Source organism: Acinetobacter amyesii, assembly GCF_002018365.1.
Lineage (GTDB): Bacteria > Pseudomonadota > Gammaproteobacteria > Pseudomonadales > Moraxellaceae > Acinetobacter > Acinetobacter amyesii.
In genome coordinates this window covers 323,300-346,896 of record NZ_MVKX01000004.1, presented here as the reverse complement: position 1 = coordinate 346,896, position 23,597 = coordinate 323,300, and the positions used below count along the sequence as shown (strand labels likewise).

General features: G+C 40.2%; 29 protein-coding genes and 1 rRNA gene. 11 read left to right on the top strand and 19 right to left on the bottom strand.

Translation table 11 applies throughout. From position 1 onward, the window contains the following. Positions 1 to 86: 86 nt before the first annotated feature. A 5S ribosomal RNA gene (gene rrf, locus B1202_RS08495) occupies positions 87 to 201 on the top strand. A 221-nt stretch (positions 202 to 422) separates the two neighbouring features. Here rrf and B1202_RS08490 read toward each other — a convergent pair. From B1202_RS08490 to B1202_RS08460, 7 genes are all read right to left on the bottom strand, one after another. After that, entirely contained in the window at positions 423 to 833 is a 411-nt protein-coding gene (locus B1202_RS08490; protein WP_078190123.1) for a roadblock/LC7 domain-containing protein, read from the bottom strand. Positions 834 to 843: 10 nt separating this feature from the next. Then, on the bottom strand, positions 844 to 1,389 hold the full coding sequence (locus B1202_RS08485; protein WP_078190122.1) for a GTP-binding protein: 546 nt from the start codon (positions 1,387 to 1,389) through the stop codon (positions 844 to 846). Between the two features lie 15 nt (positions 1,390 to 1,404). Beyond that, on the bottom strand, positions 1,405 to 2,379 hold the full coding sequence (locus B1202_RS08480; RefSeq protein WP_078190121.1) for a hypothetical protein: 975 nt from the start codon (positions 2,377 to 2,379) through the stop codon (positions 1,405 to 1,407). A gap of 86 nt (positions 2,380 to 2,465) precedes the next feature. Beyond that, the gene (locus tag B1202_RS08475; RefSeq protein ID WP_078190120.1) at positions 2,466 to 2,825 is read right to left on the bottom strand and encodes a hypothetical protein; all 360 of its coding nucleotides are present in this window, start codon (positions 2,823 to 2,825) and stop codon (positions 2,466 to 2,468) included. 427 nt (positions 2,826 to 3,252) lie between these two features. Next, a complete protein-coding gene (locus B1202_RS08470; RefSeq protein WP_078190119.1) occupies positions 3,253 to 3,894 on the bottom strand; it encodes a hypothetical protein in 642 nt (213 codons plus the stop codon). 18 nt (positions 3,895 to 3,912) lie between these two features. Then, positions 3,913 to 4,341, bottom strand: a complete 429-nt coding sequence (locus B1202_RS08465) for a ClpXP protease specificity-enhancing factor (RefSeq protein ID WP_078190118.1) — start codon at positions 4,339 to 4,341, stop codon at positions 3,913 to 3,915. Positions 4,342 to 4,368: 27 nt separating this feature from the next. Next, positions 4,369 to 5,022, bottom strand: coding sequence for a glutathione S-transferase N-terminal domain-containing protein (locus B1202_RS08460; RefSeq protein WP_078190117.1), 654 nt, complete (start codon positions 5,020 to 5,022; stop codon positions 4,369 to 4,371). 164 nt (positions 5,023 to 5,186) lie between these two features. Here B1202_RS08460 and B1202_RS08455 point away from each other — a divergent pair, with 164 nt between their 5' ends. Continuing rightward, positions 5,187 to 5,432 (top strand): hypothetical protein, encoded by a 246-nt coding sequence (locus tag B1202_RS08455; RefSeq protein WP_078190116.1) that lies wholly within the window; start codon positions 5,187 to 5,189, stop codon positions 5,430 to 5,432. Between the two features lie 62 nt (positions 5,433 to 5,494). On the opposite strand, the gene rpsI is transcribed toward B1202_RS08455, so the two are convergent. Continuing rightward, positions 5,495 to 5,881 carry a 30S ribosomal protein S9 gene (gene rpsI, locus B1202_RS08450; protein WP_078190115.1) on the bottom strand — a complete coding sequence of 129 codons (387 nt, stop codon included), beginning with the start codon at positions 5,879 to 5,881 and terminating at the stop codon, positions 5,495 to 5,497. A 12-nt stretch (positions 5,882 to 5,893) separates the two neighbouring features. Continuing rightward, a complete protein-coding gene (gene rplM / locus B1202_RS08445; RefSeq protein ID WP_004722943.1) occupies positions 5,894 to 6,322 on the bottom strand; it encodes a 50S ribosomal protein L13 in 429 nt (142 codons plus the stop codon). A 191-nt stretch (positions 6,323 to 6,513) separates the two neighbouring features. Between rplM and B1202_RS08440 the strand changes: the two genes are divergently transcribed. The 5 genes from B1202_RS08440 to B1202_RS08420 all read left to right on the top strand — a co-directional run bounded on the left by B1202_RS08440 (position 6,514) and on the right by B1202_RS08420 (position 10,541). After that, on the top strand, positions 6,514 to 6,894 hold the full coding sequence (locus tag B1202_RS08440) for a hypothetical protein (protein WP_078190114.1): 381 nt from the start codon (positions 6,514 to 6,516) through the stop codon (positions 6,892 to 6,894). An 89-nt stretch (positions 6,895 to 6,983) separates the two neighbouring features. Beyond that, complete coding sequence (gene pdxA / locus B1202_RS08435; protein ID WP_078190113.1) at positions 6,984 to 7,967, top strand: 4-hydroxythreonine-4-phosphate dehydrogenase PdxA; 984 nt, start codon at positions 6,984 to 6,986, stop codon at positions 7,965 to 7,967. Positions 7,968 to 8,036: 69 nt separating this feature from the next. After that, positions 8,037 to 8,846: a pilus assembly protein PilJ gene (locus B1202_RS08430; RefSeq protein ID WP_143221591.1), complete on the top strand. Its 810-nt coding sequence runs from the start codon at positions 8,037 to 8,039 to the stop codon at positions 8,844 to 8,846. A 30-nt stretch (positions 8,847 to 8,876) separates the two neighbouring features. Then, positions 8,877 to 9,689 carry a 16S rRNA (adenine(1518)-N(6)/adenine(1519)-N(6))-dimethyltransferase RsmA gene (gene rsmA, locus B1202_RS08425; RefSeq protein ID WP_078190111.1) on the top strand — a complete coding sequence of 271 codons (813 nt, stop codon included), beginning with the start codon at positions 8,877 to 8,879 and terminating at the stop codon, positions 9,687 to 9,689. A gap of 6 nt (positions 9,690 to 9,695) precedes the next feature. Further along, positions 9,696 to 10,541 (top strand): symmetrical bis(5'-nucleosyl)-tetraphosphatase, encoded by an 846-nt coding sequence (locus B1202_RS08420; protein WP_078190110.1) that lies wholly within the window; start codon positions 9,696 to 9,698, stop codon positions 10,539 to 10,541. Between the two features lie 53 nt (positions 10,542 to 10,594). Here the strand turns inward: B1202_RS08420 and B1202_RS08415 are convergent, their stop codons facing one another. The 6 genes from B1202_RS08415 to hflX form a co-directional block, all read right to left on the bottom strand. Then, a complete protein-coding gene (locus tag B1202_RS08415; RefSeq protein ID WP_078190109.1) occupies positions 10,595 to 11,041 on the bottom strand; it encodes a DUF2147 domain-containing protein in 447 nt (148 codons plus the stop codon). Between the two features lie 140 nt (positions 11,042 to 11,181). Continuing rightward, complete coding sequence (locus B1202_RS08410) at positions 11,182 to 11,631, bottom strand: DUF2147 domain-containing protein (RefSeq protein WP_078190108.1); 450 nt, start codon at positions 11,629 to 11,631, stop codon at positions 11,182 to 11,184. Positions 11,632 to 11,691: 60 nt separating this feature from the next. After that, on the bottom strand, positions 11,692 to 12,144 hold the full coding sequence (locus B1202_RS08405) for a DUF2147 domain-containing protein (protein WP_078190107.1): 453 nt from the start codon (positions 12,142 to 12,144) through the stop codon (positions 11,692 to 11,694). 248 nt (positions 12,145 to 12,392) lie between these two features. Beyond that, the gene (locus B1202_RS08400) at positions 12,393 to 13,067 is read right to left on the bottom strand and encodes an LrgB family protein (protein ID WP_078190106.1); all 675 of its coding nucleotides are present in this window, start codon (positions 13,065 to 13,067) and stop codon (positions 12,393 to 12,395) included. Between the two features lie 11 nt (positions 13,068 to 13,078). Further along, complete coding sequence (locus B1202_RS08395; RefSeq protein ID WP_078190105.1) at positions 13,079 to 13,450, bottom strand: hypothetical protein; 372 nt, start codon at positions 13,448 to 13,450, stop codon at positions 13,079 to 13,081. Positions 13,451 to 13,493: 43 nt separating this feature from the next. Continuing rightward, positions 13,494 to 14,828 carry a ribosome rescue GTPase HflX gene (gene hflX / locus B1202_RS08390; protein ID WP_078190104.1) on the bottom strand — a complete coding sequence of 445 codons (1,335 nt, stop codon included), beginning with the start codon at positions 14,826 to 14,828 and terminating at the stop codon, positions 13,494 to 13,496. 412 nt (positions 14,829 to 15,240) lie between these two features. Here hflX and B1202_RS08385 point away from each other — a divergent pair, with 412 nt between their 5' ends. Continuing rightward, complete coding sequence (locus B1202_RS08385; protein WP_078190142.1) at positions 15,241 to 16,065, top strand: lysophospholipid acyltransferase family protein; 825 nt, start codon at positions 15,241 to 15,243, stop codon at positions 16,063 to 16,065. Between the two features lie 44 nt (positions 16,066 to 16,109). On the opposite strand, the gene B1202_RS08380 is transcribed toward B1202_RS08385, so the two are convergent. Further along, positions 16,110 to 17,729 (bottom strand): phospholipase D family protein, encoded by a 1,620-nt coding sequence (locus B1202_RS08380; RefSeq protein ID WP_228145144.1) that lies wholly within the window; start codon positions 17,727 to 17,729, stop codon positions 16,110 to 16,112. A 104-nt stretch (positions 17,730 to 17,833) separates the two neighbouring features. Here B1202_RS08380 and B1202_RS08375 point away from each other — a divergent pair, with 104 nt between their 5' ends. Then, on the top strand, positions 17,834 to 18,844 hold the full coding sequence (locus B1202_RS08375) for a metallophosphoesterase (protein ID WP_078190102.1): 1,011 nt from the start codon (positions 17,834 to 17,836) through the stop codon (positions 18,842 to 18,844). Positions 18,845 to 19,139: 295 nt separating this feature from the next. Here B1202_RS08375 and B1202_RS08370 read toward each other — a convergent pair whose 3' ends face one another. Both B1202_RS08370 and trhA read right to left on the bottom strand, forming a co-directional pair. Next, positions 19,140 to 20,453 carry an MFS transporter gene (locus tag B1202_RS08370; RefSeq protein ID WP_078190101.1) on the bottom strand — a complete coding sequence of 438 codons (1,314 nt, stop codon included), beginning with the start codon at positions 20,451 to 20,453 and terminating at the stop codon, positions 19,140 to 19,142. 145 nt (positions 20,454 to 20,598) lie between these two features. Beyond that, on the bottom strand, positions 20,599 to 21,240 hold the full coding sequence (trhA, locus tag B1202_RS08365; RefSeq protein ID WP_078190100.1) for a PAQR family membrane homeostasis protein TrhA: 642 nt from the start codon (positions 21,238 to 21,240) through the stop codon (positions 20,599 to 20,601). A gap of 107 nt (positions 21,241 to 21,347) precedes the next feature. On the opposite strand from trhA, the gene B1202_RS08360 reads away from it, so the two are divergent. Continuing rightward, positions 21,348 to 22,571 (top strand): class I SAM-dependent methyltransferase, encoded by a 1,224-nt coding sequence (locus B1202_RS08360; RefSeq protein WP_078190099.1) that lies wholly within the window; start codon positions 21,348 to 21,350, stop codon positions 22,569 to 22,571. Positions 22,572 to 22,610: 39 nt separating this feature from the next. Continuing rightward, positions 22,611 to 23,036, top strand: coding sequence for a GNAT family N-acetyltransferase (locus B1202_RS08355; RefSeq protein WP_228145143.1), 426 nt, complete (start codon positions 22,611 to 22,613; stop codon positions 23,034 to 23,036). 81 nt (positions 23,037 to 23,117) lie between these two features. On the opposite strand, the gene B1202_RS08350 is transcribed toward B1202_RS08355, so the two are convergent. Next, on the bottom strand, positions 23,118 to 23,456 hold the full coding sequence (locus B1202_RS08350; RefSeq protein WP_078190097.1) for a hypothetical protein: 339 nt from the start codon (positions 23,454 to 23,456) through the stop codon (positions 23,118 to 23,120). Positions 23,457 to 23,597: the final 141 nt, after the last annotated feature.

Here is a 23,597-nt window from a genome sequence, read left to right as displayed (position 1 = left end):
AAATTAACTCAAGTACTTCTGTTAATAACTCATTTGGTAGAAAACTTAGCAATACGTAAGACTAAGCAAGTATCCATAACAGTTGTGCTGGCGACAATAGCAAGAGTGAACCACCTGATCCCTTCCCGAACTCAGAAGTGAAACCTCTTAGCGCTGATGGTAGTGTGGGGTTACCCATGTGAGAGTAAGTCATCGCCAGCTCATTATTCGAAACACCCCCTGATACGTCAGGGGGTGTTTTTTTATGCGTGAGGGAAAAGCGAAAAAGAGGAAAAGGAGAAGAAAAGCGAAAGCAAAAAATAGGAAAATAAGAAGAAATGAAAAAAGAATAAAATATGAAAATGAATATGTTGTAAGTGGATAATATATGAATATTTCTCACTCAAATATAAAGTAAGACGTCCTCAATCTTTCTATCAAGGTTATTGATCCGCTGAAATAATTGATTGCGTTGCAGCTTTAAGCATATATAGGACTTGGCCTAATAAAATATCTTTGTCTGTTAGCGCCACAATAATCATGGGGTGATTTTGAGCAGAGACTGATGCAAGTATCGCTTTTCCATTTTCGGCATCTAAGGTTATATTTTGACAACCGACCAAATGAATTTCTTTAATAAATGCTGACACCATTGCAAGGATAGAGCTGCTAACCGCAGCTAACTTGCTATTGTTATATTGCCCACGTTTGTAAACACTGGTTAGCTCAAATCCATCTGTTGAACACACCATGATGAAATGAACGCCTCGTGCATTGTTAATAATATTATTTATCTGTTCACGGGCATGTTGAATTAACTCATTCGAAGCGGTGCGTTTTGTGGCATTAAACATGGGTTGCTCCTTATGCAGTGATATAGTGATTTACTTCGATTGAGGTAATTAAAGCTTCAAGTAGCAGTAAAACGTCAGATTTTTTGCGACAGTCGATAAAGAATAGGGGCGAATATAAGTCCTGACTAATTAACCAATCCTTGTAGATAGCAGTATTCGTTGAACTAGTGATTTCGTCTGTATGGGTAATTCCAATGGCTATGTTATCTGTATAGTTTTGGAAGGTTTCTAAATAGCTTTCGAGTTCACTTAAGGGGTCATTAACATTATGATCAATCAGAATAATTGCCCCGATTGCGCCTTGACAAATCACTGGCCAAATAAAATCAAAACGACTTTGTCCAGGGGTACCATATAAACCTATTTTTAAACCATCTTCTAAGGTCACTTCTCCGTAGTCGATACCTACTGTGGTTTCAAGTTTTTGATGGCTGGTTTGATCTGTATTAAACGCCTCGGTCAGTAAAACTGGGATATCAGAAAGTGAACGTATCGCTTCAGTTTTTCCAGCACCCATAGAACCAGCAAAGACAATTTTATATTGCTGAAGAATCATGTTTGATGTCCTATTCTAAAATCCAAATTTACGTCGTAATTTACTAAAGAAGTTTTGTACAAAGTTCTTTTCTTCTGTTGGTTCATGCGTTTCAGGTGGCGTGTAATGTTTATCCCAAAGATTTATCTTTTTAATATTCAGTGATGCCATATTCGCAGCAATGAACTGTCGAACGGTGCTGAGGGGTATATCATATTGTTCTGTGATCGTTGATATCTTTGCGCCCTGGATAAAGCATGCAGAAAGTTGAAAAATTTGTTTATGAGATAAATGTTCAGCAGGTTTTGGCCAGCTTAAAATTCGAAAATGACCATCTTCAGGAACTGTTTGATAAAAATTCGGAGTTTGCCAAAATAGATTCCATATCCAGTCTTGAAGGATGACTGGATGCTTTCGGCTTACATGGGTCATATCTTCAATTGATGCGAAATCATATTTAAAACTAGCATCGGTGTGTTGAAGTTGACGCTCGAGGTTGAGCCAAGCTATGTTTTGTGCGGTATCGATTACCGCTATTGTGCCTAGATCATCATATAGGTGCAATTTTTCATGATTATCTTCTGCATACATTTTTTTGAAGTAATCATCTTCCAAATTAAAATCGCTAAAGCATTGAGTCTGACACTGTTGTGCATACTCTATGGATTCGTTAAGGCCATTATGGCTGACGAGATGCTTATCAATCCATTGATTGAGCTCTTGATTGTCATCAACGGGAAGGAACAGAGTATTATTTCTGACGCGCCCTGATTGTTGGTTGTCTTTCGAGATCTTGAGCCAAGGTAAAGCGCGGCGCGTTAATATTTTTTGAATTCCTTCAGTGTCAAAAAAACGCTCATGAATAAATAAGCAATCGAGATTCACATCAGATGCACTTTTCCATTGGATATTAAAGTGCTGTGGAAAAATTGCGTAAAGCTGATGTTTGAGTTGATCTGAATCATGAATACTTAATCCTGCAATGCCGATATTGATATATTGCTTATTCATGGTGTTCCTCGACTAATTTTATTCAAACCTGTAAAACATTTTGGGAATAAAAAACCCTCTTATTGGCATAAGAGGGTTGGGTGAAATTAAGCAAAATCTAAACTTTTTTCATAGGTTTTTAATTCGTGTCGAGCCATGGCTAGGTTTGCTTTGGCACGATCAAGTACTAAATATAAGAACACGGATTCATTATTTTCCAGCGGACGAATCAAGTGATACTGTTTTCCTAAGGTAATTAAAATATCGACAATATGATCATCTAAGTTGAGTGACTGAGCGACACGTCTTTTGGAGCGAACCACTTCAGTATTTCCAGCAGCTGCTAACTCTAAATCAATATCTCCTCCGCCTTGTGTCGCCATAGCTAGGCCACTTTCACCGTCTACCAGTGCCGCTGCATGAAAACCGTCGATTGTTGTGAGTGATTCTAATGAAACTTTAGCCATTTTTATGCCCCTCTTTTAGGTTATACATGATTATTATTTGTAGATATTTGGGTAATTAAATTAGCGTTTTTAACTACTTAATTTAATTATAGGAAGCAAGCATTGCTTTGCAATCAAATTAATTTTTTGCTTTAAAAGGATAATATTTTCTAATTATAGTGTTTAGTTTTTGGATTAAAAAAATGTGATTTAATTTGCTGTATATATTTTTTTATGTGTTTTCGGACTTCATTTTTGATTTAAAATTTACCAAAAATTCAAATGTAAAGTTTTGTAAATATTGTGATAAAACTCGATTTTTGCAGAATAAAGCTGACTAATTTACATAAAGAAAACAAAAAGTGATCTAAAGACGTGTAATTTAGAATATTCGATTAAAAAAAACCTGCTTAAAAAGCAGGTCATTGATTTAGAAAAATGAAGTCACTTAAGCAAAAATATTACAAGCTGCAGATGCCAAAATCCATAAAATCACCACTGCAACGATAGGCTCTACAATTTTTGACCATGTTGGCACTTGTACTTCAGTTGTCACGTCATCTTGCGTATGTTGTTGATTAACCATTTGATTGAACTCCTTCATTGATGCTTCTAATGATATCTCTTCTTGTAGATTTGGTTTAGAACCAAGGAGCTCTGTTAGGTTGTTTGTTGACCAAACCCAATCATCCGCTTGACCAGAAAGATGTTCAATTTGTCCGTTGAGTAATTCTCGAATACTTTGTGGCGAATGTGAGCCTGTATCATGAAGTTGTTTTAATTCATTTAATTGTAAATGAAAAACTTCTGTAGTTAGGTTTTCGAGTTCAGAGCGTTCTAATATTGATGCATTTGAAGGGGTGGTGGTGAGATGACGTGAAACCTCCTGAATATAGAGTTCATCAGGCTGAGTAATTTCTTGATAAACTTTTTCACCATTAATGCGTAGCTGATGAATCAATTCACCTAAAGTTAAAGCATTAATTTCACGTAAATGTTGTCGTTTTTCTTCACGATTTAAATGACTTAAAAGCGTAGGCTTTTGAGATTCTATTTGTTCGACAAAATATTGTACTAAATCAAAAGCCATTATTCGCTTCCTTATTCTTTAATCGAGCAACCTTAAACCCGGTTTTTTCTTCGGTTGCTCTTGTTGTTCTTGGTCGTTTGATTTTAAAGCATTTTGATCATTCTGAATACCTTCATATTCTTGAGGATCGAAGAACATGCCTTGACCATTTTCACGTGCATAGATGCCTAGAACAGCAGAAAAGGGGATATAGAGGTTTTGCGAAACGCCACCAAAGCGTGCAGAGAAAGTAATCGTCTCATTGCTCATGTGTAGCGCATGCGTTGCATGAGGTGCGATATTCAGGACAATTTGGCCATCTTGAATATATTGAACTGGCACCATCGTACCATTCTGTGTCGCATCGACAAGTAGGTAGGGCGTAAGTCTATTTTCACAAATCCATTCATAAAGTGCCCGTGTCAAGTATGGACGCGTTGGAGTGAGTTGTAGTTCCTGTTCAGACATAATGCTTACTCGAATATTTATGGAAAATTAATTTTTTGCTAAAAGCTCGCTATAGCGATTTTTTTCCTGCAATGTCATTGATTTGATAAATGCTGGACGGCTAAAGATGCGTTGGCAATAGAGAAATATAGGGCGGCATTGCTGTTTGGGGAGCTCAATACCCATGGCTTTTAGGCGCAGAAATATAGGCGCGAGCATACAGTCTAACATGCTAAATTGTTCAGACATAAAATAAGGATAATGCTGAAACAAGGGGGTTAGTGATATGAGTGTATCACGTAATTGTTTTTGTGCTTTTTGCTTGGCTGTTTCATCGAGGGTATCGGGGTGGCGAAGCATAATATCCGCCAGTCTTAACCAATCTTGTTCGAAGCGCCATACATATTGACGTTGCTCTGCACGAGGCATAGGTGCATCGGCATACAGCTTATTTTGACGATAACGGTCATCCAGATATTCGGCAATAATACTGCTGTTATAGAGTTTTAGGCCATTTTCAATCATCATCGGAAGTTGATTATATGGATTTAAACTTGCAAGATCTTCGTCTTCATCATCAGCAATAATTAAATTATGTTTGATTTGCTTCTCTGCAAGTACATAGCGTATCCAGTGTGAGCGAAAGTCATCCGCATGACTGTAAAGCGTAATCCCTTGGAGAGGTGCATTTTCGACTGACATAATCCGAGACGATGAGAAATGAATAAGATAGGATACTAAAATTAGACAGTAAAATCACGGAGACTTTAGCAATATCAATGCAGCTACAGTGAAAATTACAGTTTTGTTTTATTTGATTTTATCTGATAGATTTTCATGTCATTCATTTACCTGATCATCACCGCATGATGACCATTGCACTTGTACAAAAATTATTATTTTTCGCTGCTGTTTTTTTTATGGGTATTGGCTTTTATACGGCACTCGCTGGAGGTTATGCTTCTGATTATGGAGCAGAGGATGATAGCCCAGAACAACAAAGCAAAATGACCATCTGTACAATTACACTAACACTGTCGGTTATATGCTTAATTGCGAGTTTGAGTCTCTTTGTTTATCAGATCGTTATTCTATTAGCATCATCTTCATAAAAATTAAGACATAAAAAAACCTTGGCATAAGCCAAGGTTTTTTGTCCGATTCGGTAAACGAATTAACGTTTAGAGAATTGAGGACGTTTACGAGCTTTACGTAAACCAAGTTTCTTACGTTCAACTTCACGAGCATCACGAGTAACGAAACCAGCTTGACGAAGAGCAGGTTTAAGAGTTTCGTCAGAAGCGATCAATGCACGAGTAATACCGTGACGGATAGCGCCTGCTTGACCACCGATACCACCACCAGCAACAGTGATGTAAAGGTCATATTTCTCAGTAGCTTCTAAAAGCTCAAGTGGTTGGTTAACAACCATACGAGCAGTTTCACGACCGAAATATTGTTCTAAAGAACGGTTGTTGATTACGAGTTTACCAGTACCAGCTGATAGGAAAACACGTGCAGTTGCGGTCTTACGGCGACCTGTACCATAGTTAGTAGCCATGTGCTGTATCCCTTAGATGTCCAAAACTTGTGGCTGTTGAGCAGTATGTGGATGCTCAGTACCAGCGTACACTTTCATTTTCTTGATCATTGCATAACCAAGAGGACCTTTTGGCAACATGCCTTTTACAGCACGTTCGAAGATTTCTTCTGGTTTGTGAGCAACTAATTTTTCAAAATTAGTTTCACGAATACCACCAGGGAAACCAGTGTGGCGATAATATTTCTTATCAAGTGATTTTTTACCAGTCACTTGAACTTGCTCAGCATTGATAACAACGATGTAGTCACCAGTGTCAACGTGAGGAGTATAAGAAGTTTTGTGCTTACCGCGTAAACGACGAGCGATTTCAGTCGCAAGGCGACCTAAAGTTTTGCCAGAAGCATCAACAACGTACCAGTCGTGTTGAACTTCAGCTGGCTTAGCGCTGAGAGTTTTCATTAAACCACTACCTATTATAGTTGGTTTGGACTATGGAAGCTGTCCAAACAAAAGGAGACGCGATTCTATACGAATACGTGAAGAATCACAAATGAAAATATAAAATTTCAAGCGCTGTATTGTAGTATATTTCTTCAGCAATAAACAGTAGATAATCCAGAAATTATAAAAAACGCGGATGAAAGTAAATCATGTCGAATTCTAATCTGTTAAAAAACACATCTGAACCCTTATTTTGGCGGCCTTGGCTGCATTTGATGGGCTTATGTAGCGCCTTGATTTTAAGCCCAACTTTTTTGTATTTGGTGTATTTGCACGGGGCGGATGGCGCAATCATCGTTTTGTTGATGATGCTCACTTTATTTTTCCTTAGTTATTTATTGGTTTATCTGTTGATTGGATTATTGCTTGTGGGTGGTATGTGTTTTTGGTTGATAACGAAGTACCCGCAACATGTGTCAGCCGTTCAGCGCGGCATTGTCATTCTTATTGCATTGATTTGGATTATTGGCATTTCAGGTTTTACTTTCGGTTTCATTCCATACAATGTCGCACAACGTAATTATTTTTGAGTTTTAGTTCGGTATTTTTAGTCAAATAATTAGGTCTGTCATGTGCATCACACAGTATAATAATGCTATTGCACACACAGGATAGACCCATGCTGCCTTTATATATCACGAGCGGTGAACCCGCAGGTATCGGACCTGATATTTGTTTGAGCTTAGCCAATCGAATAGATGAAAGGCCAATTGTGGTACTTATTGATAAAGATTTGCTGCTCAAGCGTGCTCAACAGTTAAAGCTCGAAGTTGAACTGATTGACTATGTTGGGCAGGAGGTGTCGGCAGCTTTAGGCCAGCTTTATGTGGAACATGTACCTGTGACTAAATCTGTCATCGCAGGTCAGTTAGATGTAAGTAATGCAGCCTATGTGTTGGAGCAATTACGACGTTCTGCAGACTATGCGATGTCAGGCAAAAGTGTTGGAGTTGCTACAGCACCTGTGCAAAAGTCGATTATTAATGATGCCGGTATCCATTTCAGCGGACATACGGAGTTTTATCAAGAATTTGCAGGCGTTGATCGTGTCGTCATGATGCTTGCGACAAAAACGCTCCGTGTCGCATTGGCAACGACACATTTACCGCTTCGTGATGTTGCGGATGCCATTACTCAAGATCGATTGCATCAAGTCATCGATATTTTAATTCATGATTTAAAAACTAAATTTAAAAAAGATCATCCGCATATTTTAGTCTGCGGTCTAAACCCACATGCGGGTGAAGATGGCTATTTGGGCATGGAGGAGATTGAAGTGATCAATCCGGTGCTAGAGCGTTATCGCGCTCAAGGGGTGAATATGAGCCTGAGCTTACCTGCTGATACCTTATTTACCCCTGAAAATTTAAAAGATGCCGATGCGGTTTTGGCGATGTATCACGATCAGGGCTTGCCTGTATTAAAGTCACAGGGCTTTGGCGAAGCCATCAATATCACTTTGGGCTTGCCGTTTATTCGGACTTCAGTGGATCACGGCACAGCACTGTCACTGGCTGGAACCGGTCTTGCTAAAAGTTCGAGTTTACAGGTGGCGGTCGATTTAGCTTTAGAATTAGCACGTGCGAAAAATAACGAAACTTAATAATAAGGGTTTGAATTTCATATGAATAATAGTAGAAAATTATCAAAAATAAAACATGAAAATAACAAGATGCTTAGGGCGAAATCGATCATTCGCCCATTTTTGGGGATTACGTTAGCGTTGATGCTGTCAGCATGTTCAACGCTCGCTACAGATCATCATTCTTGTGAATTAAAAGTATTATCGCTGCAAATTCCAAAACAGACGGAAGGATTTATACGTTTTGCATCACCGCGTGCCGTGGATGGCTTTAAACATAATCAGCAAAAATTTAATCAAGCGCTGACCGCGATGCATAAAAAATATGCGAATCGTGGCGGTGCTGATAAAATGCTTCAAGATGGACAGGCAATCAATGCTAATATTGATCTGCTTGTACAGCATCAAAATAGCCTGAATGCGCTATATGAATATCAACTTCTTGTAAGTGAAACCATTCCAAGTATTCAAGCTGAATATAACATTCTGGCTGATATGATGGCTAGAGCAAACAATTCAGCTATTCAAGCAATTATTGCCAAAAATCAAGTCTATATTGCGGGACGGCTGTTGGATTCTTTGCTGAATTTAACTGATGTGAATTCTATTCATCCAGACGATTTAGATGACTTTTTAGCAGATTTTGAAACTTTCAATATTTATTTGAAGGCTCAACTGAATGGTAATCCTGAACTGGGTGTAGAGCGCGTAAACAATGCTGAAATGCGCGAAAGTTTGCTCTCCATTCAGGCTGAAACTGAAGAAATGATGAAATCTGAAACAATGGCTTTGTTGAAACAAAGAGAGCCATTGCTCAGTGTAATTAAAGCGGCTCGGGATAATGTGACCAAGTCCGAAGAAATTTTTGCTCGCTTGAGTGAATTTGAATCAAGTCAGTAATCGTTGTAATAAACCTATGCGGAGAATTTTATGTATCAAATTAATGCCCTAAACCCAAAAGATGAAGGGCATCACACGCGTAAGCGGTTTGGACAGAATTTCTTACATGATCAACGTGTTATTGCCAAAATTGTACGTTCGGTAAATCCGCGTACTGGTGACAATATTGTCGAAATTGGTCCCGGTCTTGCTGCGCTTACATCGCCTTTAATTGGTGAATGTGATGCTCTAACTGTGGTTGAGCTGGACCGTGACTTAGCCGCAGGTTTGCCGGGCCGTGTGCCGCATCCTGAGCGCTTGACCATTGTTGAAACCGACGCGCTGAAATATGACTTTACCGAGCTGTTTGCCGAAGGCCGTCCACTGCGCGTGGTTGGCAACTTGCCGTATAACATCTCGACTCCGCTGCTGTTCCATCTCTTGGAGTTTGGCGACAAAGTCAAAGACATGCACTTCATGCTGCAAAAAGAAGTCGTGGACCGTATTACCGCTTCACCGAATACTAAAGAATACGGCCGTTTATCGGTGATGATCCAATACTTCTGTAAACCGACGTTTTTATTTGAAGTACCGCCGGGCTCATTTAATCCGCCGCCAAAAGTCACCTCTGCGGTATTCCGTTTAGAGCCTTATGCCGTTAAACCGATTGTGGCGAAAGATGAAAAAGCGCTTGCACGTTTGGTTTCACATGTCTTTACTCAGCGCCGTAAGACGTTACGTAATAGCTTAAAAGGCATGCTGGTTGAAGATGGTTTTGAAAATGCAGGGGTTGATCCAATGGCACGTCCAGAAACACTGACACTTGCAGAATTTGTCGCATTAGCAGATCAAATGGTGGCTTAAATAATTATGACTCGCTCTATTCGCTATAACTATGTCATTGGTGATGTTCAAGGCTGTTTTGAAGCATTAAAAGCTTTACTGAAAGAGATCAAGTTTGATGCAGACCAAGATTTTATTTGGTTTGCAGGTGATCTCGTTGCACGGGGTGAAAACTCGGTAGGTGCTTTGCGTTTCATCAAAAAATTAGTGGATAGTGAGGTTGCGGCGACGGTACTGGGCAATCATGATTTGACTTTACTGGCATGTGCTCGCGGTATTAAGGAGATCAATCCTAAAGACAATATCGATGATGTGATTCACGCCTTAGAAAGTGATGATTTGATTGATTGGTTACGCAAGCAGCCGCTGTGTCTATTTCCGAATGAGCAAACTATTTTGACTCATGCGGGTATTCCTTTGAATTGGACTGCGCAGCAAACCGCAGACTTGGCAAAGGAAGTGGAAGCAGTGATTGGTCATGACGACTTTGATGTGGTCGATGCGTTTCTTCAAGTGATGTACGGTAAAGAGCCGAACCTGTGGTCGGATGATTTGTCTGGTCATGCACGTTTACGCTGTATTACCAACTATTTGACACGCATGCGCTTAACCGATGCTGAAGGCCGTTTAGAGTTCAGTTTTAAGGATTCACTCGATGACCCTATGCCGAAGGGTTTTCAGCCATGGTTTGAGTTTGAGTCACAAGCAGCACAGACCCATCAAATCCTGTTTGGCCATTGGGCGGCTTTGCAAGGAAAAAGCATTTCAGCAAAAATCCAAAATGTGGATGGCGGATGTGTCTGGGGCAATCAGTTGATGGCCTATCGTTTAGAAGATCAGCACATGTTTGCGGTCGATAATCCTGTGATGTAAGTATTTAAAAATAAAAAAGCCGCATTGATGCGGCTTTTTTATTGGTGTGAGGATTAATCTAAACGAATCCAAGTTTGGTTACGACCTAAGACTGAAACGCCAATACTTGCACGAATCGAAATACGTTTTCCTGTGCTGTTTAAGCGCACTTTAGCATCATAAACTTTGCCAGAAAGAGGGTCGATAATACGACCTTTTTCATAATTATTTGTATTATTAATCTGCTTTAAACCTTTGACAATTTCCATGCCGAGAATCGGTTGGTTGGTATAAGGTGCAGGGCACTTATTGCAGTTTTTTTGCGGTGTATAGCCCGGACGTGGCGTAATTTTAATAATTTTACCGGTATAGGTATTATTTGATTCTTTGTGAATCGAAATAATCGCTTTGGCCGCTCCTGTTTTATCGTCAATTTGTTGCCACGTGCCAGCAATGTCATTTGCAAATGCGACATTCATCAAACCGAATGTGCACAGGCTGAATAATATTTTTTTAAACATAATCGCTTTTCCCCTAGAAGCGTGATTTATGAGCACGTATGTTAGAAAGTTTACGAGAATAGTCAACTTTATTTTTAAAATAATTTGAATATCTTAGGCATAAAAAAACCGCCATGTTGGCGGTTTTTATGACAATGAGCTTATTCTTGGCGAATCCAAGTTTGGCTACGACCAAGTGCTGAAACACCCATATAGCCACGTAGTGTGAGACGTTTGCCACTGGCATTTAAGCGAACTTTTGTGTCGTAAATTTTGCCAGAAAGTGGGTCAATAATACGGCCTTTGTCGTAATTATTGGTCCCTTCAACATGTTTTAAACCAGTTAACACATCAAGGCCTAAAATCGGTTTGTTTTTATAAGGTGCAGGGCAATTTACGCAGGTGTCACGTGGCGTATAACCCGGACGCGGCGTCACTTTGATGATTTTACCCACGAATGTTCCATTACTTTCTTTACGGATTTCAATAATGGCTTTTTGTGAACCTGTTTTATCATCAATTTGTTGCCAAGTCCCTGAAAGGTCTTGAGCAAAAGCTGAACCACTCATTACAGCAGCTAAGAATAAGAGGCTCACTTTTAATTTTTTCATCAGATATTCCCTGTAGGTGGTTCACCTATATCAAATCAATTAACTGAATAAATTTAAAATTTATTCAGTGCGAATCCATGTCTGTGTACGACCAATCGCGGAAATCCCCAGATATCCACGTAAATGTAAGCGCTTACCATTGGCAGAAATTTTGCCTTTTAAGCTGTAAATTTTGCCCGCTAAAGGGTCAATAATTTTCCCTTGAGAGTAGGTATTTTCACTTTCAAGTTTCAGCCCCTTAAATACATCCATCCCTAAAATAGGCTGGTTGGTATAAGGTGCAGGGCAATTCACACATTTTTCCTTTGGTGTATAACCCGGACGTGGCGTCACTTTGACAATTTTGCCGGTATAGGTGTCTTTGGCATCTTTTCGAATTTCGATCAATGCTTTAGGCGAACCGGTTTTATCGTCAATTTGTTGCCAAGTCCCTGTAAGATCTTGAGCATAGAGTGCAGAGCTTGTGACTACAGCACCAAATAATGCAGCCCATTTCAAACTTTTTTCGATCATATTAATAATCCTTTATCAATACACTTTGTGAGGGTTTATTGATCATACTAGGTAATATTTGAACTTAGAGCAACTACTCTAAGCATAAATATTTACATTTTATTCGGGAAAGTTGACATGTTGCACAAAAGTGCCTTTACCAAAAATGTAACATCCACAGCACATCGTTCAATGTATTGTGGTGTACCCTAGAATTTATATTAAGTTTATTTTTTATACAAAACAATCATTTAAAAGTGATTGCTCAGTCACATATTTTGTAGATAGAGTATGAAAGTTGGCAACCAGATTGCTGTGAATACTGCATTTACTGCCATCCCAAATGCTGCATAGCGCCCAGCAATGCTGCCGCGCTGCCAAGCTTGAGCTGTGCCAATCGCATGTGCAGCAAGTCCTAAGGCGAGTCCTGATGCACGTTCATCATGAATATTTTTAAGTATGATGGGTGAAAATGCTGCACCAATCACCCCTGATAAAATCACAATCAAAATCACCAAAGGAATCGGGGAATGCAACAGCGTGGCAATGTTGATGGCAATAGGGGTGGTCACTGCCCGTGTAGCAAAAGCCATAATGGTTGGATCTGACAAATGCAGCAAATAAGCCAGCCCCATAGGGAGGGCAACGGCACTGATACTGGCAAAGACTAAAATCCCGCCCACGGCTTTTAATGGCAAGTCATCGTAGCGCATCGCTGCTAAAGGAATGGCCAAGGCCACTGTGACATAGCCGAGTAAGTTATTGAACAGTGGATTGACCTGCGCCATATAACTTTCATAGGAAATGCCAAAAAGATAGAGCATACCAATGACGAAAAACATCCCAATCACAATCACGGGGATTTGCGGTAATTTTTTATTAATGGGTTTTGCGACAAGATAGGCGATCAGGGTAATGATGAATCCAGAGATGATTGAAAGCATGTTGATTCTCCTTATAGCCATTTCTTAGACATTTTTGCGTAGACCCACAGCGGTATGAGGGTGCTGACAAAGAGAACAATCAAAAACATTGGAATTTCATCACCTAAATGCATCATCATCAGCAATGAGCCTGCACTAATGGGTAGGAAGGCAAAGGCACTTTCTTTCATGATTTTATTATTGGTATCGACCAAACTGGCTGGAATTTTGTTGAATTTTCTCCAAAATGAAAGCACGATCAAGAGGCTAATCAAACCGACTAGATTGCCTAATTCTGGGTGATTGAATTGCTTCATGACCCAGACCGCGCCTTCACGGAAAATAATAATTAATGCAATAGTGCCTATCCAGGCTTTCCAATCGATGCGCTTGATCCAGTCCATTTTTGTCTTTCGTTAAAATTATACTAATCAAGTTTTAACCGATTTAGTCTTTAATTTCAAATTCTTCAAGTGGACGTTGAAATTGTTGCGCACGCGTTCCCAAGATTTCTTCGATGGGTAAATGCGCCTGTTTAATCAGTTGCTCTAACTTATGCGGGGCAATGATGACGTGCAAAATTAAGTTGCCTTGTTCATCATAACTTTCATTTTGGATCACATTGAGCGCATACAGTTGTGTTCTTAATTTGCCATAAGCTGGTTTTAGACGGACTTCAAAGCTTTGAATTTGGCCCATTAAGCACTCTTGAACCGCTTGGCGTAATAAGGGAAGACCTTTACCACTATGTGCTGAGACATAGACACGTTCCGGCTGATGTGGCTTGCCATAGATGATTTTAGGATCTTCGCCACTGACATCAATTTTGTTATAAACGCGCAGAATCGGAACATCGACACCAATTTCTTTCAGTACTTTTTCGACAGCCTCGATTTGTTCCATCATGTCCGGACTGCTGGAGTCAATGACATGTAACAATAAGGTCGCCTCCAACGTTTCTTCTAAGGTGGCTTTAAACGATTCGACCAATGAGTGTGATAAATTACGCACAAAACCTACAGTATCGGCAAGCACTAAGTTACCGATACCATCCCAATGTAGACGGCGTAAGGTCGGATCAAGTGTCGCAAACAGTTGGTCAGCTGCATAGACATCGCTTTTTGCTAAATTATTAAATAAGGTCGATTTACCCGCATTGGTATAACCCACCAATGACACGGTCGGAACAGCAGCTTTTTGACGTGCCACACGACCTTGCATACGTGTTTGGCGGACTTTCTCAAGTTTCGCTTTGAGTTGTCCCATACGGAGCTTGAGTAGACGACGGTCGGTTTCCAGTAGCGTTTCACCCGGTCCACGTAAGCCAATCCCGCCTTTTTGGCTATCGAGATCGCCACGACTACGAATCAGTCGTGAAGCCATATGTTGTAATTGGGCCAATTCAACTTGCAATTTACCTTCATAGGTACGTGCGCGTTGGGCAAAAATATCTAAAATTAATTCTGTGCGATCGACCACACGACATCGCATGATGCGTTCAAGATTACGTGCTTGGGCAGGGGTGAGGGCATGGTCAAAAATGACCAATTCGGCTTCATGTTCTGCAACCACTTCTGCAATTTCTTCAGCTTTCCCTGAGCCGATAAATAATTTGGCATCAGGCTTGATACGCTGTGCATGCACATGCTGCAGAATATTGGCACCTGCAGATTGAGCTAGTAAGTGGAATTCTTCGGCATCAAGGTCTGCGAGCATTTGTACTGCCACGCTGACTAAAATTACGCGTTCACCGCTCGCTTGATGTTGATTTAAATTTTCCACTCAGCACACACTCCTGTTTAAAGATTCATTTTAGGCGAAAATGGAGTGCGAGGGTTAATCTAAGTGAGGGATTAATGGCTAAGTTGCTGTATGACCTGCTGTTCAATTAGAGAAAGCTGCGAAAGCTCAGCGCCAATAAAAAAAGCACACTCATATACATCAGTGAAAAACCTGCAATGGCTTTTAAAGCTTGCCATGACGAAATAGGGGGGTGGTCCGAATGTGAGTGATTCATAATACATAACCTTTAAAACCGATATAAAAATGATATTTGATTTTTAAAAACGATTAAAATGGGAAAATATTATCTTCGACTTCGGTTTTTATGATCAATGCAAAAAAACTGTCTTCGGTATATGATGATGAAAATTTACGCCAAATTGTGGCACCGTGTCATTTTAGTGAACCGTTTATGAATCAACCTCAAATCGTCAATACACCGCAAATTAATGTGTTTTCAAAATTTTATTTGTATTGTAAAAAAGTCGGTGCAGCAGCTGTTGCCGTGACGCAGGGTTTTTATTTGGTTTATCGTCATCAATTGTATAAAGACCCGAATAACCCGCAAAATACTCGCTATGTGCAGTATTTTTGTCGCAAGTTATGCAAAGTATTCAACCTTGAAGTCAAAGTGCATGGTGAAATTCCACGACAACCAGCCCTTTGGGTAAGTAATCATATTTCATGGTTAGACGTGGCAGTTTTGGGTTCTGGCGCACGTGTTTTCTTTTTGGCGAAAGCTGAAATTGAAAAATGGCCAGTGCTGGGAAATTTGGCGAAAGGCGGTGGCACCTTATTTATTAAGCGTGGCTCTGGTGACTCGATTAAAATTAAAGAACAAATTACGGGCTTTTTAAAACAAGATACGCCGGTACTTTTTTTCCCAGAAGCCACCACTTCGGATGGCAGCAAAATTAAAAAAATTCATGGCCGTATTTTAGGCGCGGCGATTGAAGCCGAGCGTCCAGTCCAAATTTGCTTAATTTGCTATGTGAATCAAGACGGTGAACTAGACAATATTGCGCCCTATGTCGGAGACATTAGCTTTGATCGGCATGTCAAAAATGTCTTAGAAATGCCAAATGTCACCGCGCATCTGATGACATTGCCCGCAATTGATTCGGCAGGACATACTGTTGAAAGCCTAACGCAAGAAGTGCAGCAAAAAATGAATCAGGGATTGGCAGAGCTTCAAGCCAAAGTTCTTAAAGCGCCAGTTCCAGTTGAAGCTAAATAATTTAATGATACAGGCTGTAAGGGGGTGCCTTTGCAGCACAATCTTTACATAAAGCCTTCGAGCGGCAACCAAGAGATAAATTTCACCCCTGCTTTTTGCCACCACTTGATTTTCGGTTCACGTGGATAAATACGCGTTTGACCATTTGACAGCTTAATTTTCCAATTGATTTGTTGGTCTGCATTAAGTACCAACTTATAGGCATATTTACTCAAATTTTCATCCATGGTGTAGTGGACGGCTTTGGCTAAGCGTGGGCTATTCAGTAATACCCCAATTTCAGTATTTAAATATGCTGAGCGAGGGTCAAAGTTAAATGAACCAATAAAAACTTGTTTTTCATCAATTGCCATCAGTTTGGCATGCAGACTCGAACGGCTTAAACCTTTTAGACTAACTTTGGATTTTTCCGCGAGCTCTTTGGTATTGGTGTTGAGGTTTTCTGCATCAGGTCTAGAAAGAAACTCATAGAGTTGAACGTCATGCTCCAAGAGATCTTGGCGATATTTACTATAAAAAGCATGAACCAAAGGCACGTCATTGGCCTGGAATGAGTTGGTCAAAACTCTGACTTTCACGCCATCGGCACTGAGGTTTTTCAGGCGTTCCGCACCTTGTTTTTCTGGAACAAAGTAGGCAGAAACGATATCGACACTTTGCTCCGGTTTATCTAAACGGTTGAGGAGCTGAAAGTTGAGATGCTCTTCTTTTTTTGCCTTAGATTTGATTTTGCTTGGGGAATCTTTGACCACTTCGGCTTTGACCCAGTCAAATTGGATTTTATTGTTGAGCCAGTCATCAAAGGCATGTGAACGGTTGGCTAAGTCTAAATAATTGACCACAGTGGCTTCTTGGTTATAGTCATCGAGTTGTTGTTTGAGACTGTCAAAGCGCAAGCTATAGTGGCGTGGATTGACCAATTGGCGTACTGGAAAGGCATAGTCATCATTCCAATATTCGTCAAAAGAATGAATGATTTCATCGGATGCCGCACCAACCAGCATGACGTCGACATCGGAAAATTGATAATTATCACTGACGTTATAGTATTGGTTACTCATATTGCGACCACCAATCAATGCGATCTGATTGTCTGCAATAAAGCTTTTGTTGTGCATACGGCGGTTGATGCGTTTTAGATCCAGCACCATATCGACAGGGCGGAAATGTCGGAAGCGGTAGGGGTTATACAGTTTGACATCAATATTGGCATGTTGGTCGAGTGCCATATAAATGCCTTCCATTTTTTTGGCATTGTTGTCATCGACCAATAAACGAATTTTGACCCCACGATCAGCAGCTTTGATCATGGCATGTAGGGCCAAAGCACCAATTTTGTCGTTATCCCAAATGTAGTATTGTAGGTCTAAACTTTTTTCGGCCTTATTAATTAGCTCGATGCGAGCCGCTAAGGCTTCCAATGGGTCATAAAGAACATGGTAACCGGTTAAGTTTGGATTTTGTTCACGTAGCGGCAGCACAATTTTCGCAAGGCTAGTATCGTCTGTAGGAGTATTAAAGGCATATTCCACAGGTTGAGTTTGCTGTTTAGGCAAGGTACTACATGCAGATAAAGTCAAAACAAGGCTACAACTCAGCAAAACCGCCTTAGTGTGGTTGTGTATGAAGGGCAAATTTTGCTGTTTCGGTGTAGCTGAGTTCATACTGTTAGACATACTAAAAAATTTGATTTGAGTATAAGTGTCAGCTGTGAAAAGATAAATATAGTGACCGAGTTTTCTCGTTAGGCAAATTGTAGAGCAAATGTATGTGGGAATTAGATTCCGTAGTGATGTATTTTTATATCGGGTTGGCTGTGCTGGGCGTTTGGGCAATTTCCCAAGCTTGGTTAAGTCAGTCGCGCACGGAAACGATTCATCCGTTTAAAGCCTTCGTACATTTGTTGGCATTTTATCTCTCGTATTTACTTATTCCTTTGTTCTTCTTTAGCTTTTATGCAGGCTGGAGTGGTTATTATTCACTACATGAAGCGATTTTTGTCGGTGCTGTTACGGGGCTTTTGTGTTATGCCCGGTTTATCGAGCCGCACATGATTCAGGTAAAAAAATGCCAATATCAATTGCATGAAACACGACAATTATTAAAGCCAGTTCGCATTGCTTTAATTGGTGATTTACATATTGGTTTATTTTCGGGTCATGAACGTCAGTTAAAAATGATCGTCGATAAGATCAATGCACAAAATCCTGATTTGGTCGTGGTTGCAGGGGATTGGACTTATGAGCCAGAAAATAAGTTAGCTGAAGAACTGGCCGTACTAAAAAAAATTATTGCTCCGATTTATTCGGTGAATGGTAATCATGATGAGCAATATCCCGGTCCGCCTATTCAAGAGTTATTAAAACATGCATTAGAAAGTAACCATGTGGTGGATATCGAAGGGCAGGTGGTCGAGTTTAATGAGTTTCGCTTATTAGGCGTTGGGGACTTATGGGCTGGTAAAGCCGATATGCGCTATTTGCCAGAATTGCCACAAGATAAACCTTGGATCATTTTGTCGCACAATCCAGATACCGTCGATATGGTACCTAAACTGCCAGGACGACCATTGATGTTGTCGGGACATACGCATGGTGGACAAGTAGAATTGCCATGGTTGACCGATTATGTAATGAAAAAAGTGTCGATTTTAGGTCATAAAAAAGGGCTATATCAGCATGACAATGCAGATGTCTTTGTCACTGTTGGTACGGGCATGGTTGGGGTACCTTTCCGTTTTCTTGTGCCACCGACCATTGATATTATCGAGCTGGTTTAATCAAAAACTACCGTTCATTATTGCTTAACGGTTTGGTGATTGTTCCTCTTGATGAAGAGCTGCGGACTTGTTATTTAATGGAATTGAACCGTGCCATCAGACATTTGCTGTTTGAAGTTGAGTGAATGACAGTGTCTTGGAACAGATAATGTGTATTGCTACTTAGAGGGATCTAAGCTGCATTCATGAATTAAATCGAAATGCTGTCAACAAGAGAGTAGGTAATCAGGTCATAGGCTCCATTTGAGACATAAAAAAGCCAGCAATAGGTGCTGGCTTTTTTATTGAGTACTGATTAAACCTGATTATTCACATCATCATTTTTGGTTTCGCGAATCATTAAGAACGCGATCAATGAAAGGATTGATGCCGCAGTTAGGTAGTAACCTACTGCATATAAACCATAGCCAGTTGCAAGTTTAGTTGCGATCAATGGCGCGAAAGATGCACCAAAAATACCTGCCATGTTAAAGGTTAAAGCTGAACCTGTGTAACGTACAGACGTTGGGAAGATTTCAGACAATACCGTACCAATTGGACCATAGGTTAAACCCATGATCGCAAGACCGATACATAGGAATAAGAACACCATCGCAGTACTGCCAGACTCAAGCATGCTTGAAAAGACTAAGCCAAACAATGCAGATACAACACAAACCGCAATCGAAGTCGCTTTACGACCAAATTTTTCAGCAAATACAGCAGAAAGTGGAATGAAGGCAGCAAAACAAAGTGTGGCAACCAGTTGAAGTTTTAAAAACTCTTCACGTGTGTAACCGAGCTGAGTTGTACCCCATTGTAAAGCGAATACGGTAGTTAAGTAGAACACAACGAATGTACAAATCGCAGCAATCGTACCGAGAATTAACATACCCCAGTGCTTAGTGATCACTTCTTTGAACGGAATATTTACTTCTTTTTGCTTATCCAATACTTTTTGGAACGCTGGTGTTTCATGTAATTTTAAACGAATCCACAGACCGACAATAACCAATAGCGCACTTGCAATGAATGGAATACGCCAGCCCCATTGCATAAACTCAGCTTCAGACATGAAGTGACCTAAGGTCAAGAATGAGCCTGTTGCAAGAATAAAGCCGATTGGCGCGCCCAATTGAGGGAACATACCATACCAAGCACGTTTGCCTTCTGGCGCATTTTCAGTTGCAAGTAGCACGGCACCTGACCATTCACCACCTAAACCAAGGCCTTGACCTAAACGACAAAGCGCAAGCAAGAGTGGAGCAACGATACCAATTTGCGCATAGGTTGGAAGCAAGCCGATACATACTGTCGAAATCCCCATGGTGAGGAGTGCGGCAACCAATGTGGCTTTACGACCGATACGGTCACCTAAATGGCCAAAGAATGCTGCGCCAATCGGGCGAGCAATGAAGGCAATTGCAAACGTTGCTAGAGATTGAATCGTTGCGGTTGTTGGATCTGTACTCGCAGGGAAGAACAGATGCGGGAAGATAATGACAGCCGCAGTTGCATAGATGTAGAAATCGAAGAATTCGATTGTGGTACCTACAAGACTTGCTGTAAGTACGCGGAATTTTGAATTTGTTGGTTGCTGTTCAGTGGCAGCAGCACTTGAAGACGCCATGGTGGACCTTACACTTACTAAAAATAATTGAACTTAGTTTTAAAAGCGTAATCTTTTTAAAAAAGGCGTAATTTCTTAAAAAAATACGAAATACCAACTTACGGACTGCGGAATTAGGGTCACTAAAGAATGCAGTGTCAGTGGGTTATATCACGTAGAGATAAATCGACAGGAAATGTGATCCTGCACCTATCAATACAAAAATATGCCAGATAGCGTGTGTATATCTTACCTTTTTTAAGGCATAAAACAATGCACCGATTGTATAAGATAGCCCGCCAATGATCAGGTAGGTTAAAGCTTGATCAGATAAAAAGCGTTGCATATCATCCATTACCAGTACTGCAAGCCATCCCATCACCAAATAAGCAATCAACGAAATCTTTTGAAAACGATGAATGAAAATTAATTTGAATAGTGTTCCAATTGCAGCAATAACCCACAGTGCAATGAGTAAATAATGCGCTTTTGCGGTAGGTAGTGCGATTGCCAGAAACGGGGTGTAAGTACCTGCAATTAAATAATAGATTGCGGTATGGTCGAGTTTTTTGTACCAACCACGGCGCTCAGGAGACTCTGCGAAGTGATATAGACTCGACGCTGAAAACAATAACAACATACTGAATGCATACACCCAAAGTGCAAGCCATTGTCCAGTTGGAAGGTATGAGCCTTTTAATATCAGTAGGATACCTGCGATGGCAGACAACGCTGCACCGAAAGCATGGGTATAGAAATTCAGTCTTTCTTCAGCTGGGTCATAAGCTAAAAGATGGGGAGTATTCATAACGTATCTTTTATAATAATTTAAATATACACATGTATAGTAATTCAATTTTGCTTTTGGTGTAAGAAGATTTAAAATTGTTTTGCAAATTTATTTAGGTTTATATTATGTCATCTTTGGCTTCTCCCTCTACGCAAGAGCAGCAATTTTTAGCAGCCTTTCAGCAAGCCATTGAAACACAGCGTTTTGATCGCATGATCTTGAGTCAGTATAAAGGTGAATTAGACCAATTAGAAAAAATGACCTTACGAGTCATTTCGCTGCAAGGTGAGTCATTTCTCAGTTGTTTATATCGTTACAAAACCCAAGACATCACCAAAAACTATCCAATCGCATCTGCAAATCAACAAGTCGAAAGTTTATTGAGCTGTTGTAAGCAAGCCAACCTGATGACCTTGGATGAAGAAATTCAGCTTAAGAAAAATAAAAAGAAAGCCATGCTAAGCATTAGCAAAAAGCAGCCAGCCTTAGGGAAAAATCCTACGGAGCAGCAAGGGCATGATCGAGCGAAACACCGCTATGTCGATCAAGACAGTTATTTCTTACAGCCACTCGGTATTACGGATGCAAAAGCACAAATTATTCCGAGCATGGCACGTAAATGGAAACAAATTAATAAATTTGTAGAAATTTTTTCAGGCGCTTTAAGCCAGATCAAAGAGACCGATCAATCTCTACATGTCGTGGATTTTGGTTCAGGTAAAGGCTATCTGACTTTTGCATTATATGATTATTTAGCAAAACACCAGCAAGTGCCTAAAGTGACAGGGGTTGAGCTAAATCCGAAAATGGTGGAATTTTGCCAAAGCGTTGCGCAGCAGTCGAATTTCAGCCAACTGGATTTTTTCCAAGGCGATGTTCGTACCTATGCGCCTGAGCGCTTAGATGTCATGATTGCACTGCACGCTTGTGATGTAGCAACGGACTTTGCGATTCATACCGGCATTCGATTAAATGCGCAAATGATCATGTGTGCGCCGTGTTGTCATAAAGAATTGCGTCCGCAATTGAAAGCGCCGCAAGTGCTCGTACCGATGTTGCAATTTGGTATTCATGCAGGCCAGCAAGCAGAGATGCTTACTGACACGATTCGTGCACTTTTATTGAAAGCTTATGGTTATGAAACCAAAGTTTTCGAATTTGTGGCACTTGAGCATACCAGTAAAAATAAAATGATCTTGGCAACCAAACGTGCAGACTATGTCGAACCTGATCAAGCGGTATTGGCGCAGATTCAAGCTTTAAAAGACATGTATGGCATTCAAAAGCATTCGTTGGAATTATTGTTGAATGATCAATGGGACCAGCAAGATATTGGCTGTAAATGCTAAATGCTAAATGCTAAATGCTAAATGCTAAAGGATGAAGGGATGCAGCAGTTAAATATTCAATTTGGTCCGTGGGAGCAACTGGCATCTGCAGCTCGACCGATACGTGAACAGGTCTTTATTTTAGAACAGCAGATATCCCCCGAAGATGAATGGGATGCAGAAGATGAGAATTCACTGCATTTTATTGTTCATGATGGGATGAAAGCCGTTGCAACTGCTCGTTTGTTGAAAAATAACAGTATAGGTCGTGTTGCTGTTTTAAAGGCCTATCGCGGTCAGGGGATTGGTAAAATCTTGATGCAAGCCATTATCGAACAAGCGAAATTAGAACAACGTGAATATTTAAAACTATCTTCACAAATGCATGCTATCCCTTTTTATGCAGCGTTGGGTTTTGTTGTTGAAGGTGATGAATATTTAGATTGTGGTATTCCGCATCAAGATATGTATATGGCTTTGGCTTAAATACTTAAAATTCGAAGTTTATAAATAAAAAAACGCTTAATATTTTAAGCGTTTTTTTTATTGCATAGATTGGGTCAAAGCTTAGTGGCCATGATCATTCGATGCAGTAGGTTCAGGGCTCATGTCATCCATATGTGCATGTTGTTCTTCAGTCATATGCATATCTGCTGCAGTCGGCGCAGAAGCTTCACGAGCTGCTTGATCAGCTTGCGCCTTTTTCAAAGCTTCTTCTGACATCACAGGGGCATTTTTAAATGCATGCTGTTGAGTATTGTCTTTTTTCTGTTGGCTCGGCATATAGTCTGGTTCATTGGTCACAGCAAGCCAGAAAATACCCATGAATAGCGCACCTAAAATACAGAAGATAATCAGTGCTTTCCAGCCCCATGGTGATTTTTCAGGAGAAGTATGATCAGTCATAACAAGCTACTCAATCGGATAAAAAGAAATCAAAAAACTTGTTACTTTATAACATAAAATAGATGAGAGTTCGCGTAAAATCTAGACTTGTTTGCAAACACGCGAATGCGAAGGAAAATTAAAAGGAGCCGAAGCTCCTTT

Bases quoted from the DNA above. Each gene is read 5' to 3' on its own strand.
- B1202_RS08350 (WP_078190097.1), bottom strand. From the start codon at position 23,456: ATGACTGATCATACTTCTCCTGAAAAATCACCATGGGGCTGGAAAGCA.
- B1202_RS08480 (WP_078190121.1), bottom strand. From the start codon at position 2,379: ATGAATAAGCAATATATCAATATCGGCATTGCAGGATTAAGTATTCAT.
- rplM (WP_004722943.1), bottom strand. From the start codon at position 6,322: ATGAAAACTCTCAGCGCTAAGCCAGCTGAAGTTCAACACGACTGGTAC.
- B1202_RS08405 (WP_078190107.1), bottom strand. From the start codon at position 12,144: ATGATCGAAAAAAGTTTGAAATGGGCTGCATTATTTGGTGCTGTAGTC.
- B1202_RS08460 (WP_078190117.1), bottom strand. From the start codon at position 5,022: ATGTCAGTCGAAAATGCACCTCTCCAAGGGATTACGCTTTACAGTCAT.
- B1202_RS08420 (WP_078190110.1), top strand. From the start codon at position 9,696: ATGACTCGCTCTATTCGCTATAACTATGTCATTGGTGATGTTCAAGGC.
- B1202_RS08415 (WP_078190109.1), bottom strand. From the start codon at position 11,041: ATGTTTAAAAAAATATTATTCAGCCTGTGCACATTCGGTTTGATGAAT.
- B1202_RS08370 (WP_078190101.1), bottom strand. From the start codon at position 20,453: ATGGCGTCTTCAAGTGCTGCTGCCACTGAACAGCAACCAACAAATTCA.
- B1202_RS08410 (WP_078190108.1), bottom strand. From the start codon at position 11,631: ATGAAAAAATTAAAAGTGAGCCTCTTATTCTTAGCTGCTGTAATGAGT.
- B1202_RS08395 (WP_078190105.1), bottom strand. From the start codon at position 13,450: ATGGACTGGATCAAGCGCATCGATTGGAAAGCCTGGATAGGCACTATT.
- B1202_RS08380 (WP_228145144.1), bottom strand. From the start codon at position 17,729: ATGAACTCAGCTACACCGAAACAGCAAAATTTGCCCTTCATACACAAC.
- B1202_RS08440 (WP_078190114.1), top strand. From the start codon at position 6,514: ATGTCGAATTCTAATCTGTTAAAAAACACATCTGAACCCTTATTTTGG.
- B1202_RS08470 (WP_078190119.1), bottom strand. From the start codon at position 3,894: ATGGCTTTTGATTTAGTACAATATTTTGTCGAACAAATAGAATCTCAA.
- pdxA (WP_078190113.1), top strand. From the start codon at position 6,984: ATGCTGCCTTTATATATCACGAGCGGTGAACCCGCAGGTATCGGACCT.
- B1202_RS08465 (WP_078190118.1), bottom strand. From the start codon at position 4,341: ATGTCTGAACAGGAACTACAACTCACTCCAACGCGTCCATACTTGACA.
- rpsI (WP_078190115.1), bottom strand. From the start codon at position 5,881: ATGGCTACTAACTATGGTACAGGTCGCCGTAAGACCGCAACTGCACGT.
- B1202_RS08485 (WP_078190122.1), bottom strand. From the start codon at position 1,389: ATGATTCTTCAGCAATATAAAATTGTCTTTGCTGGTTCTATGGGTGCT.
- trhA (WP_078190100.1), bottom strand. From the start codon at position 21,240: ATGAATACTCCCCATCTTTTAGCTTATGACCCAGCTGAAGAAAGACTG.
- B1202_RS08475 (WP_078190120.1), bottom strand. From the start codon at position 2,825: ATGGCTAAAGTTTCATTAGAATCACTCACAACAATCGACGGTTTTCAT.
- B1202_RS08400 (WP_078190106.1), bottom strand. From the start codon at position 13,067: ATGCTTTCAATCATCTCTGGATTCATCATTACCCTGATCGCCTATCTT.
- B1202_RS08490 (WP_078190123.1), bottom strand. From the start codon at position 833: ATGTTTAATGCCACAAAACGCACCGCTTCGAATGAGTTAATTCAACAT.
- B1202_RS08430 (WP_143221591.1), top strand. From the start codon at position 8,037: ATGCTTAGGGCGAAATCGATCATTCGCCCATTTTTGGGGATTACGTTA.
- B1202_RS08455 (WP_078190116.1), top strand. From the start codon at position 5,187: ATGATGACCATTGCACTTGTACAAAAATTATTATTTTTCGCTGCTGTT.
- B1202_RS08375 (WP_078190102.1), top strand. From the start codon at position 17,834: ATGTGGGAATTAGATTCCGTAGTGATGTATTTTTATATCGGGTTGGCT.
- B1202_RS08360 (WP_078190099.1), top strand. From the start codon at position 21,348: ATGTCATCTTTGGCTTCTCCCTCTACGCAAGAGCAGCAATTTTTAGCA.
- B1202_RS08385 (WP_078190142.1), top strand. From the start codon at position 15,241: ATGAATCAACCTCAAATCGTCAATACACCGCAAATTAATGTGTTTTCA.
- rsmA (WP_078190111.1), top strand. From the start codon at position 8,877: ATGTATCAAATTAATGCCCTAAACCCAAAAGATGAAGGGCATCACACG.
- B1202_RS08355 (WP_228145143.1), top strand. From the start codon at position 22,611: ATGCAGCAGTTAAATATTCAATTTGGTCCGTGGGAGCAACTGGCATCT.